The organism is Kitasatospora sp. NPDC050543 (assembly GCF_044457565.1).
In the GTDB taxonomy this organism is placed as follows: domain Bacteria; phylum Actinomycetota; class Actinomycetes; order Streptomycetales; family Streptomycetaceae; genus Kitasatospora.
In genome coordinates this window covers 202,682-219,427 of the sequence record NZ_JBITGZ010000008.1, presented here as the reverse complement: position 1 = coordinate 219,427, position 16,746 = coordinate 202,682, and the positions used below count along the sequence as shown (strand labels likewise).

Below are 16,746 nucleotides of genomic sequence, written 5' to 3'. Positions count from 1 at the left end.
TATGGGACACGTCGAGATTTCGCACCTTGAGTACTACCTGCCGGACGGGCGGGTGCTGTTCGACGACGCGTCCTTCCGGGTGGGGGAGGGCGCGGCGGTCGCCCTGGTGGGCGCCAACGGTGCCGGCAAGACCACGCTGCTGCGCATGATCGCCGGTGACATCCAGCCGCACGGCGGCTCGGTGACGGTCAGCGGCGGCCTGGGCGTGATGCGCCAGTTCGTCGGCACCACCGGCCGCGAGGACCAGCGCGAGACGCCGGGCGCGCTGCCCGCCGACGCCTCCGTACGCGACCTGCTGGTCTCCGTCGCGCCGGCCAGGATCGCGGTGGCCGCCCGGGCGGTGGACGCCGCCGAGCTGGCGATGATGGCGCAGGATGACGAGAAGACCCAGATGGCGTACGCGCAGGCGCTCTCCGACTGGGCCGACGCCGACGGCTACGACTACGAGACCGACTGGGACGTCTGCACCATGGCGGCCCTGGGGATGCCCTTCGACCGCGCGCAGTTCCGCGGACTGAACACGCTCTCCGGCGGTGAGCAGAAGCGGCTGGTACTGGAGGCGCTGCTGCGCGGCCCGGACGAGGTGCTGCTGCTGGACGAGCCGGACAACTACCTGGACGTGCCGGGCAAGCGCTGGCTGGAGGAGGCCATCTCGGCCAGCTCCAAGACCGTGCTGTTCATCTCGCACGACCGTGAGCTGCTCTCCCGCTGCGCCGACAAGATCATCAGCGTCGAGGCCGGTTTCGGTGGCGGCGGCAGCAGCGTCTGGGTGCACGGCGGCGGCTTCGACTCCTTCCACGAGGCCCGCAAGGAGCGCTTCGCGCGCTTCGAGGAGCTGGGCCGGCGCTGGGACGAGGAGCACGCCAAGCTGAAGAAGCTGGTGGTCACCCTGCGCCAGGCGGCCTCCGTCAGCCACGCCCTCGCCACCCGCTACGCCGCCGCGCAGACCCGGCTGAAGAAGTTCGAGGAGGCAGGCCGGCCGGAGGAGCCGCCGCGTGAGCAGTCGATCACCATGCGGCTCAAGGGCGGCCGGACGGGCGTGCGGGCCGTCACGCTGGAGAAGCTGGAGCTCACCGGCCTGATGAAGCCCTTCGACCTGGAGGTCTTCTACGGCGAGCGGGTCGCGGTGCTCGGCTCCAACGGCTCGGGGAAGTCGCACTTCCTGCGGATGCTCGCGGGGGACGAGAGCGTCGCCCACACCGGCAGCTGGAAGCTCGGCGCCCGGGTCGTGCCCGGCCACTTCCGCCAGACCCACGCGCACCCCGAGCTGTTCGGGCGGACGGTCCGCTCGATCATCGAGGAGGAGCACGCGCTCAGCCGCAGTGCCGCGATGGGCGTGCTGCGCCGCTACGAGCTGGACCGGCAGGAGGAGCAGAAGTTCGAGTCGCTCTCCGGCGGCCAGCAGGCCAGGCTGATGATCCTCAAGCTGGAGCTCTCCGGGGTCACCGCGCTGCTGCTGGACGAGCCCACGGACAACCTGGACCTGGAGAGCGCCGAGGCGCTCCAGGAGGGCCTGGAGGCCTTCGACGGCACCGTCCTGTGCGTGACGCACGACCGCTGGTTCGCCCGTACCTTCGACCGGTTCCTGGTGTTCGGCTCGGACGGCCGGGTGTACGAGGCACCCGAGCCGGTCTGGGACGAGACGCGGGTCGTTCGGGAGCGATGAGAGGCGGCCGGAGGCGGGTCGCGGAGCGCGGTCGGCGGGCCGTTTTTGACCCGTACGGACCTGGCCGGTAGGCTGGGCGCTTGTTGTGCGTATTGGCTCGCTCCATCTCACGTGAGAGGTCGGTACGCCGGAGACACCAGACCAATGACCAGCGGCTCCCCCTTGAATTGCGTCCAAGCGGGACCAGGCTGATCGCTTCGTCCAGGTGCTCCTGTCAGGACTCACTCACTGAAAAGCGAAGGCTACGACCGTGCGTACGTACAGCCCCAAGCCCGGCGACGTCCAGCGTCAGTGGCACGTCATCGACGCGACCGACGTCGTGCTCGGCCGCCTGGCCTCCCAGGCCGCCAACCTCCTCCGGGGCAAGCACAAGGCGATCTACGCGCCGCACGTTGACACTGGTGACTTCGTCATCATCATCAACGCGGACAAGGTGCACCTGTCTGGGAACAAGAAGACCCAGAAGCTGGCCTACCGCCACAGCGGCTTCCCGGGCGGTCTCCGCTCGGTCCGCTACGACGACCTCCTGGACAAGAACCCGGAGAAGGCCGTCGAGAAGGCCATCAAGGGCATGGTCCCGAAGAACAGCCTGGGCCGCCAGATGCTCTCGAAGCTGAAGGTCTACTCGGGCGACCAGCACCCGCACGCTGCCCAGCAGCCGGTGCCGTTCGAGATCACCCAGGTCGCGCAGCAGTAAGTCCGGCCACCAAAACCCCATCCCAATTAGCAGGAGCTGAGGAACACCGTGGCCGAGACCACTGAAACCCTTGAGGTCGAGTTCGACGAGACCGTCGTCGCCGACGAGTTCACCTCCGAGGAGAGCTACACCTCCGAGTCGCTGGCCGGCCGCTTCGGCGAGGCCATCCCGGGCGCCGGCCTCGGCCGTCGCAAGGAGGCGATCGCCCGCGTGCGCATCGTCCCCGGCACCGGCGTCTGGAAGATCAACGGCCGCACCCTGGAGAACTACTTCCCCAACAAGGTGCACCAGCAGACCGTCAACGAGCCCTTCAAGCTGCTTGAGCTCGACGGTCGCTACGACGTTGTCGCCCGCATCTCGGGTGGCGGCGTCTCCGGTCAGGCCTACGCGCTGCGCCTCGGCGTCGCCCGTGCCCTGAACGAGGCCGACGTGGACAACAACCGCGCTGCCCTGAAGAAGGCCGGCTTCCTGATGCGTGACGCGCGTGCCGTCGAGCGCAAGAAGGCCGGTCTCAAGAAGGCCCGCAAGGCGCCGCAGTACAGCAAGCGCTAGTCGCGCCCCGGGGGGTGCGTACCGCCCTGGTGGCGTGCACCCCCCGGTTGCGCTCATACGCCCCGGAGTACCCCGTGTACTCCGGGGCGTCGTGCTCCCCGGCCGTTGCGCGGCGGCGGGGAATCGATCAGATTTACTGCCAGCAGCGGCAATGGAGGACGGGACAGTGGGACGACTCTTCGGTACGGACGGCGTACGCGGTGTGGCCAACGAGGGCCTGACGGCCGAGCTGGCGCTGGGACTTTCGGTGGCGGCTGCCCACGTGCTGGGTGACGCCGGCGCGTTCGAAGGGCACCGGCCGGTGGCCGTGGTCGGCCGCGACCCCCGCGCCTCCGGCGAGTTCCTGGAGGCGGCGGTCATCGCCGGTCTGGCGAGCGCGGGCGTCGACGTCCTGCGGGTCGGTGTGCTCCCCACCCCCGCCGTGGCGTACCTCACCGGCGCGCTGGGCGCGGACTTCGGTGTGATGCTCTCGGCCAGCCACAACGCCATGCCGGACAACGGCATCAAGTTCCTCGCCCGCGGCGGCCACAAGCTGGACGACCGGATCGAGGACGCCATCGAGGCGCACTACCGGACGTACTCGCTGGGCAGCGACGCCTGGAAGCGTCCGACCGGTGAGGCCGTCGGCCGGGTCCGCGAGTACACCGAGGGCTTCGACAAGTACGTCGCCCACCTGATCGGCGTGCTGCCCAACCGCCTGGACGGCATCAAGGTCGTCATCGACGGCGCGCACGGCGCGGCCGCCCGCGTCGCCCCCGAGGCCTTCGCCCGGGCCGGCGCCGAGGTCGTCTACACCCTGGGCGCCGAGCCGACCGGCCTCAACATCAACGACGGCGTCGGCTCCACCCACCTGGACAAGCTGCGCGCCGCGATGACCGAGCACCGGGCCGACCTCGGCATCGCGCTCGACGGTGACGCCGACCGCTGCCTGGCCGCCGACGCGGACGGCAACGAGGTCGACGGGGACCAGATCATCGCGATCCTCGCCGTCGCCATGAAGGAGGCCGGCACCCTGCGTGGCAACACCGCCGTCGCCACCGTGATGTCCAACCTCGGCTTCAAGCTGGCCATGGAGCGCGAGGGCATCGACCTGGTGCAGACGGCGGTCGGTGACCGCTACGTGCTGGAGGCGATGAAGGAGCACGGCTACGCGCTGGGCGGCGAGCAGTCCGGCCACGTGATCCTGCTGGACCACGCCACCACCGGCGACGGCACGCTGACCGGCCTGATGCTGGGGGCCCGCCTGGCCGCCACCAAGCAGCCGCTGGCCGACCTGGCCGCCGTGATGACCCGGTTGCCGCAGCTGCTGATCAACGTCAAGGGCGTCGACAAGAGCCGCGTGAGCACCTGCGCCGAGCTGGCCGAGGCCGTCGCCGAGGCGGAGGCCGAGCTGGGCGCGACCGGGCGGGTGCTGCTGCGCCCCTCCGGTACCGAGCCGCTGGTGCGGGTCATGGTCGAGGCCGCGGACCAGGTGCAGGCGAAGGCCGTCGCCGAGCGGCTCGCCAAGGCGGTGCTCACCCACCTCGGCTGAGCATCGGCCTGATCGGGCGCCTGGGTGCAGGCTTGAGTACGCGTCAGGGCCCCCGCTTCGGCGGGGGCCCTGACGCGTACTCGGGTCGGCGCTAGAGCTTGCGCAGCAGCGCGCGGCGGACCTTGTGGTCGCCGCCCTTCTGCAGGACGAGGGTGGCCCGGCCCCGGGTGGGCAGCACGTTCTCCAGCAGGTTGGGCTTGTTGATGGTGCGCCAGACCTGGCGGCCGTACTCCAGCGCCTCTTCCTCCGGCACCTCGGTGAAGCGGCGGAAGTAGGAGTTCGGGTCCAGGAAGGCGGTGTCCCGCAGCTTCTTGAAGCGGGACAGGTACCAGCTCTCGATGTCGTCGGTGCGCGCGTCGACGTAGATCGAGAAGTCGAAGTAGTCGGCCACCGCCAGCCGGGTGCGGCCGTCGTGGCCGGGCAGGGCCGGCTGGAGGACGTTCAGGCCCTCGACGATCAGGATGTCCGGGCGCTCGACGGTCAGGCGCTCCTCCGGCACGATGTCGTACACGAGGTGCGAGTAGACCGGGGCGGAGACGCGGTCCTTGCCCGCCTTCACGTCCGCGACGAAGCGCATCAGCGCCCGGCGGTCGTAGGACTCCGGGAAGCCCTTGCGGGCCATCAGGCCGCGACGGCGCAGCTCGGCGTTGGGGAGCAGGAAGCCGTCGGTGGTGACCAGCTCGACCCGGGGGTGCTCGGGCCAGCGGGCCAGCAGCGCCTGGAGCAGCCGCGCGGTGGTCGACTTGCCGACCGCCACCGACCCGGCCACGCCGATCACGAACGGGGTGCGGGTGCGCTCGGTGTCCGGGGTGTCCAGGAAGGTGCCGACCGCGCCGCGCAGCTCGTGGGTGGCGTGGATGTAGAGGTTCAGCAGCCGGGACAGCGGGAGGTAGACGTCCTCGACCTCGTTGAGGTCCAGGGCGGTGCCCAGGCCGCGCAGCCGTTCGACCTCCTCGGCGGTCAGCGGCAGCGGGGTGCGCTCGCGCAGGGCGCTCCACTCCGCCCGGCTCAGGTCCACGTACGGCGACGGGGAGGGGCCCGGCGAGGCGGCGGCGCCCCGCGTACAGAGTTCGGTCAGCACATGCCCATTGTGGGCCGTGCGCAGCGTTACGGCCGTTGTAATGTCTGTCACGCATCGATTCGGGGAGCGGGGAATCGCGGGGCAAAGCGGCCCTTATGCTGGCACGCATGTGCGGAATTGTTGGATATGTGGGCGCTCAGCCCGCCCTTGACGTAGTAATCGCAGGCCTGCAGCGCCTGGAGTACCGGGGCTACGACTCCGCCGGGGTCGCGGTGCAGACCCTGGACTCCGACGGGCAGTGGAGCCTGGCCACCGACAAGCGGGCCGGCAAGCTCGCGAACCTGCAGAAGTCGCTCGCCGAGACCCCCCTCCCCGGCGGCACCACCGGTATCGGCCACACCCGCTGGGCCACCCACGGCGGCCCGACGGACGCCAACGCCCACCCCCACCTGGACGACGCGGCGCGGGTGGCCGTGGTCCACAACGGCATCATCGAGAACTTCGCGCAGCTGCGCGCGGAGATCGCCGAGCGGGGCCACACGCTGCGCTCGGAGACGGACACCGAGGTCGTCGCGCACCTGCTGGGCGAGGCGTACCAGGGTGACCTGGCGGAGGCCATGCGCGTGGTCTGCCGTCGCCTGGACGGTGCGTTCACGCTGGTCGCGGTGCACGCGGACGCCCCGGACGTGGTCGTCGGCGCCCGCCGCAACTCGCCGCTGGTGGTCGGGCGCGGCGAGGGCGAGAACTTCCTCGCCTCCGACGTCGCCGCGTTCATCGCGCACACCCGCGAGGCGATCGAGCTCGGCCAGGACCAGGTCGTCGAGCTGCGCCACGACGGTGTGACGGTGACCAACTTCGACGGCACCCCGGCCGACGTGCGCGAGTACCACGTGGACTGGGACGCCTCGGCCGCCGAGAAGGGCGGCTACGACTACTTCATGCTCAAGGAGATCGCCGAGCAGCCGAAGGCCGTCGCCGACACCCTCCTCGGCCGGATCGGTACCGACGGCCGGCTCACCCTCGACGAGCTGCGGATCTCCGACTCGGACCTGCGCACGGTCGACAAGGTCGTCATCGTCGCCTGCGGCACGGCGTTCCACGCCGGCATGATCGCCAAGTACGCGATCGAGCACTGGACCCGCATCCCCTGCGAGGTCGAGGTCGCGTCCGAGTTCCGCTACCGGGACCCGATCCTGGACGAGCGGACGCTGGTCATCGCCATCTCGCAGTCCGGCGAGACCATGGACACCCTGATGGCGCTGCGGCACGCGCGTGAGCAGGGCGCCAAGGTGCTGGCGATCTGCAACACCAACGGCTCGACGATCCCGCGCGAGTCGGACGCGGTGCTGTACACGCACGCCGGCCCCGAGGTCGCGGTTGCGTCCACCAAGGCGTTCCTGACCCAGCTGGTGGCCTGCTACCTGGTCGCGCTCTACCTGGGCCAGGTGCGCGGCACCAAGTGGGGCGACGAGATCTTCGCCGTCATCAAGGAGCTCGGCGACGCGCCCCAGGCCATCGAGCAGGTGCTGGAGACCATGGAGCCGGTGCGGGAGCTGGCGCGCTCGCTGGCCGACGCCAAGTCCGTGCTGTTCCTCGGCCGGCACGTGGGCTTCCCGGTCGCCCTGGAGGGTGCGCTCAAGCTCAAGGAGCTGGCGTACATGCACGCCGAGGGCTTCGCGGCGGGCGAGCTCAAGCACGGGCCGATCGCGCTGATCGAGGAGGGGCTGCCGGTCGTGGTGGTCGTGCCCTCGCCGCGCGGGCGTTCGATCCTGCACGACAAGATCGTCTCCAACATCCAGGAGATCCGGGCGCGCGGTGCGCGGACGATCGTGATCGCGGAGGAGGGCGACGAGGCCGTCACCCCGTACGCCGACCACCTGATCCGCATCCCGGCCACCCCGACGCTGCTCCAGCCGCTGGTGTCGACCGTGCCGCTGCAGGTCTTCGCCTGTGAGCTGGCCACGGCCAAGGGGCACGAGGTGGACCAGCCGCGCAACCTGGCGAAGTCCGTCACCGTCGAGTAGCCGGCGGCCGGTGCCCGACTGGCGCCCCTGCGGTGGCTGCGCCCTACCGCAGGGGCGCCGTGTCGAGCGTGAAGGAGAACGGCGCCGGCAGGTCGAGCGGCTTGCCGAAGGCGACCTGGGTGTGGGCGGTGTAGTCCCTGCCCTCCGGGTCCGTGAAGAGCTTGACGACCCCGTCGGTGCGGTGGACCAGCAGGTAGCAGGGAATGCCGGCGGCGGCGTAGCCGAGGCGCTTGGCCTCGCGGTCCTTGGTGGGGTTGGTGGAGGTGACCTCGAAGACCAGTAGAACCCCCGCTGTGCCGGCCCAGGGCTCCGCCGTCTCGAGGTGGCCAACCGCGCTGATCGTGCCGTCGGGGATGAACCGCCCCCTGGGCGTGATCAGGCCCTTGTTGCCCGCGAGGTCCAACTCGATCGCGGCTTTTCGCATGAACTGCCGGTTGAGCAGGGCGAACGCCGTCTCGTGCGATCCGTCCTGCGGTGCGGTCACGACGATCTCCCCTTCGATGAGCTCGGCCTTGAACCCGGCCGGTGTGTCCAGCTCCAGGAACGCGTTGAGGAGGTCGTCCTCGTTCAGGGGTGCTCGACTGCTGGCATGGCGGCCATGGCCCTTCTCCCTCCTGTTGGTCCTTGCCGTGCCAGACGGTAGGGGTGCGGACCGACAGCGGCGGGGGTTCGTAGCGGTGCTCACTCGAAAGTGTGCCGTAAGGTCCCCGGCAGCGGGCGACTGTCGCGGAGGAGTGTCAAGGGTGATCATCGGGGTCGGGATCGACGTGGCCGAGATCGAGCGGTTCGGGGCCGCCCTGGAGCGTACGCCGGGGATGGCCGAGCGGTTGTTCACCGAGGCGGAGCTGCTGCTGCCGTCCGGGCAGCGGCGTGGCACCGCCTCCCTCGCCGCGCGGTTCGCGGCCAAGGAGGCGCTGGCCAAGGCGCTGGGCGCGCCCGGCGGGCTGCACTGGACGGACGCCGAGGTGCACACCGAGCCGTCCGGGCGGCCGGTGCTGCGGGTGAGCGGAACGGTCGCGGCGCGCGCCGCCGAACTGGGCGTCCGCTCGTGGCACGTGTCGCTCAGTCACGATGCGGGCGTAGCGTCGGCGGTAGTCATCGCCGAAGGCTGAGCCCACGGGAGGCCCCTCATGCGCCGCGCTCATCGTGTCGAACAGGTCCGGGCGGCGGAGGCCGCGCTGCTGGCCCGGCTGCCCGAGGGCACGCTGATGCAGCGCGCGGCGGCCGGCCTGGCCGCCACCTGCGCCCGGCTGCTGATCCGCCGTCGGGGCCGGGTGTACGGCGCCCGGGTGGTGGTGCTCGCCGGCAGCGGGGACAACGGGGGTGACGCGCTGTACGCCGGCGCCCTGCTGGCGCGGCGCGGCGCCGCCGTGACGGCCGTGCTGCTCGCGCCCGAGCGGGCCCACGCCGGCGGCCTGGCGGCGCTGCGGGCGGCCTGCGGCCGGGTGGTGGTGGAACAGGAAGTCGGCGTGGCCGACTTCTCGTGCGCGGATCTGGTGCTGGACGGCATCGTCGGTATCGGTGGCCGGGGCGGGCTGCGGCCCGAGGCGCAGCCGTACGCGGCGGCCGAGCGGCGGGCGGTGGTGGTCGCGGTCGACGTGCCGAGCGGTGTGGACGCCGACACCGGGGAGGTGCCGGGCGCGGCGCTGCGGGCCGACGTCACGGTGACGTTCGGGACGTACAAGCCCGGTCTGCTGATCGACCCGGGGGCCTCGTACGCGGGTGCCGTCCAGCTGGTCGGGATCGGGCTGGAGCTGCCGGCGGAGGACGTGTGGTGCCTCCAGCACGAGGACCTGGCCTCCCTGCTGCCGGTGCCGGACGTCGAGAGCGACAAGTACCGGCGCGGGGTGGTGGGCGTGGCGGCCGGCTCGGCGCGCTACCCCGGTGCGGCGCTGCTCGCGGTGGCGGGGGCGCTGCGGGGCGGCGCGGGCGCGGTGCGGTACGTGGGGACGGCGGCCGAGGAGGTGGTCCGGCGCTTCCCCGAGGTACTGGTCACCGAGGCGGGGCCGGCCGGGGCCGGGCGGGTCCAGGCCTGGGTGGTCGGCCCGGGCGGGGGAGAGGGCGCCGAGCAGGCGCTGCGGGAGGCGCTGGCGAGTGACGTGCCGGTCCTGGTGGACGCGGACGGGCTGACCGAGCTGGCCCGGCTGGGCCCGTCGGGCCTGGCCGGGCGCAGTGCGCCGACGCTGCTCACCCCGCATGCCGGCGAGGCGGCGCGGCTGCTCGCGGGCGCCGGCGCCGCGGCGCCGCAGGACGCCGGCCGGCCGGCGGCCGCCAGACTGCGCACGGCGCGGGAGCTGGCGGCGCTGTACCGGGCGACGGTGCTGCTCAAGGGCTCGACCACGGTCGTGGCGGAGCCGGGCGGCGCCGCCGGGGTCAACCCGACCGGGACGTCCTGGCTGGCCACGGCGGGCAGTGGTGACGTGCTGTCCGGCCTGGCCGGATCGCTGCTGGCGGCGGGCCTGCCCCCGCTGGACGCCGCCTGCGCCGCCGCCTACCTGCACGGCCTGGCCGGGCGCCGCGCCGCCGCCGAGGGCACCCCGCTGACGGCGTTGGACGTGGCGCACGCGCTGCCGGCGGCCTGGCTGGACGTGTGCGGGCAGCAGGGCTGAGCGTGGCCGAGCAGGGCTGAGGGACGGAGTGTGCGCTGAGCCGGCTCGGCCGGGCCCCGGCCGGGACCGGGCGCGCGACGCCCCGGTCCCGGGCCGCCCGGCCGGCGCACGAGCAGTCGGCCGGGGCCGACTTCCGGTGCGGCGTCCCCGGCGCCGAAGGGGTGCGCGGGGGGCGCGCCGAAGGGGTGTTCAGCGGGGAGCGCGCGCGGTCTGGGAGACTGACCCCGATGACAACTGCGAAGACGACCGGCACGGCCACACTCACCGATGGCGTACGCGCCGAGGCGACCATCGACCTGGCCGCCCTGCGTGCCAACGTGGTGGCGCTGCGGCAGCGGATCAACGGCCCCGCTGTGATGGCCACGGTCAAATCGGACGCCTACGGCCACGGCGCCCTGCGGTGTGCCCGCGAGGCGGTGGCCGCCGGGGCGACCTGGCTCGGCACCGCGATGCCCGAGGAGGCCCTCGCGCTGCGCGCCGGCGGCATCGGCCCGGAGCAGGCCCGGATCCTGTGCTGGCTGTGGACCCCGGGCGGCCCCTGGCAGCAGGCGCTGCACGCGGACGTCGACATCTCGATCAGCGGCCGGTGGGCGCTGGACGAACTGCTGGAGGCCGTCCGGGCGACCGGGCGGCCGGCCAGGGTGCATCTCAAGGCCGACACCGGGCTCGGGCGCAACGGCTGCCAGCCGCACGACTGGGCCGACCTGGTCGCCGCCGCGCTGCGCGCCGAGGCGGCGGGGATGCTGCGGGTGGTCGGCCTCTGGTCGCACTTCGCTGCTGCGGACGAGCCAGGCCACCCGTCCATCCAGGCCCAGCTGGACAGCTTCGCGGCCGCCGTCGCCTCCGCCGAGAGCGCGGGGGTGCGCGCCGAGGTGCGCCACCTGGCGAACTCGCCGGCGACGCTGCTGCTGCCGCAGTCGCACTACGACCTGGTGCGTACGGGCCTGGCGATGTACGGCCTGTCGCCGGTGCCCGAGGTCGGCGGCCCCGCGGACTTCGGGCTGCGCCCGGTGATGTCGCTGACGACCAGGCTGGCGCTGGTCAAGGAGGTCCCCGGCGGGCACGGCGTCAGTTACGGCCACCACTACACCACGCCCGGTACGACCACCCTGGGCCTCGTCCCGGTCGGGTACGCCGACGGCGTTCCCCGGCACGCCAGCAACGCCGGGCCGGTGCAGATCGCGGGCAAGTGGCGGACGGTGGCGGGCCGGGTCGCGATGGACCAGTTCGTGGTCGACCTCGGCGGGGACACGCCGGAGGTCGGTGAGGAGGTGCTGGTGTTCGGCACCGGCGAGCGCGGCGAGCCCACCGCCGAGGACTGGGCGCGGGCCGCGGGCACCATCGCGTACGAGATCGTCACCCGGATCGGCGGCCGGGTGCCGCGCCGGTACGTCGGCGGCACGGCGCAGTGAGCGAGGAGTCCGGCGCCAATCCGATCGCGGCGGTGGCGCGGGCCGCCGAGAGCGCTTCGGCGGGTGTCAGCCGGGCGGGCCTGATCGGGATCTCGGTCGGCGTGGTCGCGGCGGGCGCCGCCGCCGGCGTGGCGATCGAGCGGCTGACGATGGGCCGGGCGATGCGCCGCCGGGCCCGCGAGGAACTGGACGCCAGCGCGCCGTACGGTTCGCTGCGCGGGCGCCCGCGCACCGTCCCGGCCCCGGACGGCACCGAGCTGTACGTGGAGCTTGACGGCACGGACTGGCCCGGCCCGGTGCAGGTGCACCCGGAGGAGAACGGCGGCCCGGGCCCCCGGCGCGGCTGGTTCGTGCGCCGGCGCCAGGAGCCGGGGCCGGTCGACCGCAGTGCGCTGCCCGGCGTGCTCGGCGGGTCCGGGGCGCTGGTCAGGGCCGGCAGCCGCCTGGGCTTCGGGATGGCGGCGGCGACGGCGGACCAGCCGCTGACGGTGGTGTTCTGCCACGGGTACTGCCTCAACCAGGACAGCTGGCACTTCCAGCGCGCCGCGCTGCGCGAGGGCATGCGGCTGGTCTTCTGGGACCAGCGCAGCCACGGCCGCTCGGAGCGCTCCCGCTCGTACCTGGCCGGTGAGCCCGCGAGCATCGACCAGTTGGGCGCGGACCTGAAGGCCGTGATCGACGCCGTCGCACCGCAGGGCCCGCTGGTGCTGGTGGGCCACTCGATGGGCGGCATGACGGTGATGGCGCTGGCCGACCAGCACCCCGAGCTGTTCCGGGAGCGGGTCGCCGGGGTCGCGCTGATAGGCACCCTGGCGGGGGACTGGGACACCGTCACCCTCGGCCTGCCCGTCGTCGGCGCCAGGCTGTTCAAGCGGGTGGCACCCGGAGTGGTGAAGCTGCTGGGCCGTCAGGTGGAGCTGGTGGAGGCGACCAGGAGGTTCGGCGCGGACTTCGCCGCCGTCTTCTACCGGAGGTTCTCCTTCGGCAGCAAGGACGTCGACCCGGGCGTGGCCCGCTTCGCCGAGCAGCTGCTGGACGCCACCCCGATCGACGTGGTGGCCGAGTTCTACCCGGCGTTCGGGGCGCACGAGAAGCGGGCGGCGCTGGCCGCGCTGCGGGGCATCCCGGCCCTGGTGCTGGCCGGGACGCGGGACCTGCTCACCCCGCCGCAGCACAGTGAGGTGATGGCCCGGGAGCTGCCCGGCGCCGAGCTGCTGCTGGTCGAGAACGCCGGGCACCTGGTGATGCTGGAGCGCCCCGAGCTGGTGGACGAGCGGCTGGCGGCTCTGCTGCGCCGGGCCGCGGAGTACCGGGGCGCCGCCCCGCTGCCGGCCGGCGTACTGGAGCTGGCGCAGCCGCCGGACTGACCGGGGGCGCATCCGCCGCTGCCCGCCGCACCTGCGGCATCCCTCGCTGCCCGGGCCCCGGGTGCGGGCCCGGGCAGCGGCGTCCTGGTGTCAGGCGCCGGTGGTGCCGCCCTTGCGGCGGCGCAGCACGACGAGCGTGCCGACGCCGGCGGCCAGGACGGCGGCGCCGGCGATCGCGAGGCCGGTGCTGTCGTCGCCGCCACCGGTGGTGGCGAGGTTGGCGCCGCCGGAGGGGCGGGTGGCGGCCTTCGCCTTGGCCTTGGCGACGGTGGCGGCGGAGGCCTTGGGCCGGCCGAGCTCGGCCGACGTGAGGGCGGCGGCGGGGACGGCGCCGCCGCCCTGGCCGGTGGCGGGTGCGGCCGTGCCGGAGGTGACCGGCGCGGGGGCGGCCGGGGTGGTGGGCCGGGCGCTCGCGGTGGCGGACGCGCTCGCGGACGGCGTGCCGGTGAGCGAGGCGCTGGGGCCGGCGGTGGCGGTGGCCGTCGGGGTGACCGTGGCCGAGGCGGACGGCGAGGCCGACCCGGGGTGGCTGGGGGTCGCCGAGGCGGGGGTGGTGGCGGTCGCGCTCGCGCTCGTGGTCGCGGACGGGCTCGCCGTGCTGCCACCCGGGGCGACGATCTTGAAGCGGGCGTCGGCGCTGCCGACCGAGTACCGTTCGGACGCCAGCGAGTCCAGGTCGATCCAGCTGGTGAGGAACTCGACGTCCGCGGTGTCCGCCTTGGCGTCCGCGGTGAGGGCGAACTTCAGCGGGATCGCCAGCGACTCGCCGGCCGGGATGTAGAGCCAGGAGTCCTCGGTCGACTGCCCCGCGGCGTCGACCGGGCCGAGCACCATCGGCGCGCCCGGCTGGTCGGCGATCGCCGAGATGGCGACGGCGTCGTGCCAGGCGTTGGTGTCGACGTCCTGGTACCGGACCCGCTGCTGCTCGGGCAGCAGGTCGGTGTGGTCCGCGCGGACCCGCAGGAACGGGAGGAAGATCAGGTCCAGGCCGGTGGTGTTGCTGAACACTGCCGAGAAGGTGACGGCCGGCTCACCGGCGGTGATCTGGGCCGGGAAGCCCTTGACGGAGAGCGTCGGGGCGCTGGTGCGGGCGTCCGCCGGGGCGGCCACGGCGGGGTGGCCGAGCGCCGGGGTGGCGAGGGCGGCCGGGGTGGCGGCGGCCAGGGCGGAGGCCGAGACCACGGTGACGGCGGCGGATATCGCGAGACCGCGACGGAGCTTCATGACAGACCTCACGGAAGTGGCCGGGCAGGGGGGAGGGCCCGGCAGTACAGGGGACCGGCGGGCTCATCGCGGCCCGCCCGAGGGGGCGGCCGGTGAAGCCCGACGATCTTCAGGAGCAGGACGGTAGCGGAGGGCACGGACACCTCCCGAGCGGGGGTGGAGGCGGTCGGCCCCGGCCACGGGTCGATACCGTCCGATAGCCGGGCGAAAGGCGGCCCGGCGCACGCGGGCACGCCGATGTGGCACCGTAGCGGAGGCAGCCGGCAGGCGGCGCCGCACGGATCGAAGGGCAGCACACACGCATGGGCACGCACGCCACTCTGACCGTCCCCACGCCCGAGCGGATGAGCCGGCTCGGCCGGGAGCTCGCGGCCATGCTGCGTCCGGGGGACCTGGTGCTGCTCTCCGGTGAGCTCGGGGCGGGCAAGACCACGCTGACCCGCGGGCTGGGGGAGGGCCTGGGCGTGCGCGGCGCCGTCACCTCGCCGACGTTCGTGATCGCCCGGGTGCATCCCTCACTGGTCGGCGGCCCGGCACTGGTGCACGTGGACGCGTACCGGCTGGGCGGCGGGCTGGACGAGATGGAGGACCTCGACCTGGACGTCTCGCTGCCCGAGTCGGTGGTCGTGGTCGAGTGGGGCGAGGGCAAGGTCGAGGAGCTGTCCGAGGCCCGGCTGGAGGTGCGGATCGAGCGCGCCCTGGGCGGCAGCGCGCCCGAGGACGACCTGGACCCCAGGCGGGTCGTGCTGACCGGGCTCGGTGCGCGCTGGGACGGGGTGGATCTGACGGCGCTGGCGGGGGGCTGAGGTTTCCGACAGGGTGTCGGGAACGTGTTGCGGCCGGGTGGCCGGGCGTGATGGGATGGGTGCTGCGGTTAGGTCTGCCTAACTAGGGAGGCGCCATGTCGAGCACCACCCCCGCCCCCGGGCGCGCGCCGCGCGACCGGGTCGGCGAGCCGGCCCGTACGGCCCCGGGGGTCCCGATGCGGGCCCTGCTGGCCGCGTGCGCGGCGGCCGAGGCGGTGTCCACCCCGCCCGAGCGCCTGCCGTCGGTGCCGGTGCCGGTGCCGGTGCCCGCCTCGCAGCCGCAGCCGCCCGCCGGGCGGGAGAGCCCGCGCGCCGCCTAGCGCAGTCGGCTCCACCCCCGCTTCGCGTACGGGCCACGCCCCACCGCGGGCCGGGCCGACACCGCGGGCGAGGCCGACAGTGCCAGCGAGGCCGACAGCGCGGGCTACGGCACCACGACGACCTTGGTCCCGTTCGGGGCGAAGTCCCAGAGCAGCTGCCCGTCCTGCCGGCTCCCGCGGATCGCGCCGGTCTTGGTCTTGGGGTCGGGCGGCGTGGTCGAGCCGTCCAGCGCCGCGCTGAAGCCGAAGACGGTGCCGTTCAGCTGGGCGAAGAGCACCACGTGCTCGATCTGCTTGCTGTCCGTGCCGGTGCCCTGCGCCCGGCGGTTGTAGACCGGGTAGTTGCCCGGCGTCGGCTCCAGCGTGCCGGGGGTGACCGCGAAGTTCGCCTGGACCTGTGGGTCCTTCTTCGGGTCGACCAGCCAGACGTGGTGGGTGCCGAGCGAGTACACCACCCGCAGGCCGCTGCCGGAGTTCGCGGGCAGCGCGGGGGCGGTCGGGGTGGCCGAGGCGGAGGGTGTGGCGGTCGCGGTCTGCCCGGTGGGGGTGACGCTCGCGACGGGCCGCGGGCCGCCCGCGCGGTTCTCGGCGCCGTTGGCCTGGAAGGCCAGCAGGCTCACCACCGCCAGGGCTCCCAGGGTCAGCCCGGTGACCACCACTCCAGGACCCATCTTCGCCACGTGTGCTCCCACCGCCGTCCGGAACCGTCGGCCCCAATCGTGCCAGGTCCGCCGGGTGGCTCCGCACCGATCCGGACGTGTGTTCCGAACCGGCACAACTTGTCGATCCCGCGGACCCTCTAACCTGGACCCGTGCTGCTGCTCGCGTTCGACACCGCTACCCCCGCCGTCACGGCCGCCGTCCACGACGGTACGGCCGTCCTCGCCGAGACCTACCAGCTCGACGCCAGACGGCACGGCGAACTGCTGCTGCCCTCGATCGAACAGGTGCTGCGGGAGGCCGGCGTCGACAAGCACCGGCTCACCGGCATCGCCGTCGGCGTCGGCCCCGGCCCCTACACCGGCCTGCGGGTCGGCCTGGTCACCGCCGCCGCGCTCGGCCACGCGCTGGACGTGCCCGTGCACGGCGTCTGCTCGCTCGACGCGATCGCCCACCAGGCCCGCGCCGAGGGCCTCGGCGGCCCGTTCACCGTGGCCACCGACGCCCGCCGCAAGGAGGTCTACTGGGCCGCGTACGACGCCGAGGGCGTCCGGGTCGAGGGCCCCGCCGTGGACCGCCCCGCCGAGCTGACGCCCCAGGCGCAGGCCGTCGGCGCCGGCGCGCTGCTCTACCCCGACGCCTTCCCCGGCGCCCACGGCCCCGAGCACGTCTCGGCCGGCGCGCTGGCCGCCTTCGCCGCCGCGGAGCTCGCCGCCGGCCGCGAGCTGATGCCGAACCTCCCCCTGTACCTGCGCCGCCCCGACGCCCAGGTGCCCGCCGGGTACAAGGCGGTGCTCCCGGCGTGAGCGAGCCGAGCGCGCCCACCGCGGGGCCGGCCACGGCGGCGACCCTGCGGC

The 16,746-nt window shown here is 73.7% G+C and carries 16 protein-coding genes; 12 read left to right on the top strand and 4 right to left on the bottom strand.

The genetic code is table 11. From position 1 onward, the window contains the following. Position 1: 1 nt before the first annotated feature. The 4 genes from ACIBH3_RS13095 (at position 2) to glmM (ending at position 4,446) form a co-directional block, all read left to right on the top strand. Positions 2-1,666, top strand: coding sequence for an ABC-F family ATP-binding cassette domain-containing protein (locus tag ACIBH3_RS13095; RefSeq protein ID WP_396312018.1), 1,665 nt, complete (start codon positions 2-4; stop codon positions 1,664-1,666). 250 nt (positions 1,667-1,916) lie between these two features. Beyond that, positions 1,917-2,363: a 50S ribosomal protein L13 gene (gene rplM, locus ACIBH3_RS13090; RefSeq protein WP_396312017.1), complete on the top strand. Its 447-nt coding sequence runs from the start codon at positions 1,917-1,919 to the stop codon at positions 2,361-2,363. A gap of 48 nt (positions 2,364-2,411) precedes the next feature. Then, positions 2,412-2,915 carry a 30S ribosomal protein S9 gene (rpsI, locus tag ACIBH3_RS13085; RefSeq protein ID WP_396312016.1) on the top strand — a complete coding sequence of 168 codons (504 nt, stop codon included), beginning with the start codon at positions 2,412-2,414 and terminating at the stop codon, positions 2,913-2,915. 166 nt (positions 2,916-3,081) lie between these two features. Further along, positions 3,082-4,446 (top strand): phosphoglucosamine mutase, encoded by a 1,365-nt coding sequence (gene glmM / locus ACIBH3_RS13080; RefSeq protein WP_396312015.1) that lies wholly within the window; start codon positions 3,082-3,084, stop codon positions 4,444-4,446. Between the two features lie 91 nt (positions 4,447-4,537). On the opposite strand, the gene coaA is transcribed toward glmM, so the two are convergent. Beyond that, complete coding sequence (gene coaA, locus ACIBH3_RS13075; protein ID WP_396312014.1) at positions 4,538-5,527, bottom strand: type I pantothenate kinase; 990 nt, start codon at positions 5,525-5,527, stop codon at positions 4,538-4,540. A 107-nt stretch (positions 5,528-5,634) separates the two neighbouring features. Here coaA and glmS point away from each other — a divergent pair, with 107 nt between their 5' ends. Next, entirely contained in the window at positions 5,635-7,491 is a 1,857-nt protein-coding gene (glmS, locus tag ACIBH3_RS13070) for a glutamine--fructose-6-phosphate transaminase (isomerizing) (RefSeq protein ID WP_396312013.1), read from the top strand. Between the two features lie 43 nt (positions 7,492-7,534). Here the strand turns inward: glmS and ACIBH3_RS13065 are convergent, their stop codons facing one another. Beyond that, on the bottom strand, positions 7,535-8,026 hold the full coding sequence (locus ACIBH3_RS13065) for a Uma2 family endonuclease (protein WP_396312089.1): 492 nt from the start codon (positions 8,024-8,026) through the stop codon (positions 7,535-7,537). A 208-nt stretch (positions 8,027-8,234) separates the two neighbouring features. Between ACIBH3_RS13065 and ACIBH3_RS13060 the strand changes: the two genes are divergently transcribed. The 4 genes from ACIBH3_RS13060 to ACIBH3_RS13045 all read left to right on the top strand — a co-directional run bounded on the left by ACIBH3_RS13060 (position 8,235) and on the right by ACIBH3_RS13045 (position 12,879). Beyond that, complete coding sequence (locus tag ACIBH3_RS13060) at positions 8,235-8,603, top strand: holo-ACP synthase (RefSeq protein ID WP_396312012.1); 369 nt, start codon at positions 8,235-8,237, stop codon at positions 8,601-8,603. Positions 8,604-8,621: 18 nt separating this feature from the next. Beyond that, entirely contained in the window at positions 8,622-10,100 is a 1,479-nt protein-coding gene (locus ACIBH3_RS13055) for an NAD(P)H-hydrate dehydratase (RefSeq protein WP_396312011.1), read from the top strand. A 227-nt stretch (positions 10,101-10,327) separates the two neighbouring features. Then, entirely contained in the window at positions 10,328-11,512 is a 1,185-nt protein-coding gene (gene alr, locus ACIBH3_RS13050) for an alanine racemase (protein ID WP_396312010.1), read from the top strand. Then, complete coding sequence (locus ACIBH3_RS13045) at positions 11,509-12,879, top strand: alpha/beta fold hydrolase (protein WP_396312009.1); 1,371 nt, start codon at positions 11,509-11,511, stop codon at positions 12,877-12,879. The genes alr and ACIBH3_RS13045 overlap by 4 nt, the downstream gene beginning before the upstream one ends. Before the next feature lie 90 nt (positions 12,880-12,969). On the opposite strand, the gene ACIBH3_RS13040 is transcribed toward ACIBH3_RS13045, so the two are convergent. Then, complete coding sequence (locus ACIBH3_RS13040) at positions 12,970-14,103, bottom strand: LPXTG cell wall anchor domain-containing protein (RefSeq protein WP_396312008.1); 1,134 nt, start codon at positions 14,101-14,103, stop codon at positions 12,970-12,972. 302 nt (positions 14,104-14,405) lie between these two features. Here ACIBH3_RS13040 and tsaE point away from each other — a divergent pair, with 302 nt between their 5' ends. Together tsaE and ACIBH3_RS13030 are read left to right on the top strand one after the other, a co-directional pair. Continuing rightward, the gene (gene tsaE, locus ACIBH3_RS13035; RefSeq protein WP_396312007.1) at positions 14,406-14,909 is read left to right on the top strand and encodes a tRNA (adenosine(37)-N6)-threonylcarbamoyltransferase complex ATPase subunit type 1 TsaE; all 504 of its coding nucleotides are present in this window, start codon (positions 14,406-14,408) and stop codon (positions 14,907-14,909) included. Positions 14,910-15,004: 95 nt separating this feature from the next. Further along, entirely contained in the window at positions 15,005-15,229 is a 225-nt protein-coding gene (locus tag ACIBH3_RS13030; protein ID WP_396312006.1) for a hypothetical protein, read from the top strand. Positions 15,230-15,333: 104 nt separating this feature from the next. Here the strand turns inward: ACIBH3_RS13030 and ACIBH3_RS13025 are convergent, their stop codons facing one another. Next, on the bottom strand, positions 15,334-15,900 hold the full coding sequence (locus ACIBH3_RS13025; RefSeq protein WP_396312088.1) for a hypothetical protein: 567 nt from the start codon (positions 15,898-15,900) through the stop codon (positions 15,334-15,336). Between the two features lie 141 nt (positions 15,901-16,041). Here ACIBH3_RS13025 and tsaB point away from each other — a divergent pair, with 141 nt between their 5' ends. Continuing rightward, positions 16,042-16,695, top strand: coding sequence for a tRNA (adenosine(37)-N6)-threonylcarbamoyltransferase complex dimerization subunit type 1 TsaB (tsaB, locus tag ACIBH3_RS13020; RefSeq protein WP_396312005.1), 654 nt, complete (start codon positions 16,042-16,044; stop codon positions 16,693-16,695). Positions 16,696-16,746: the final 51 nt, after the last annotated feature.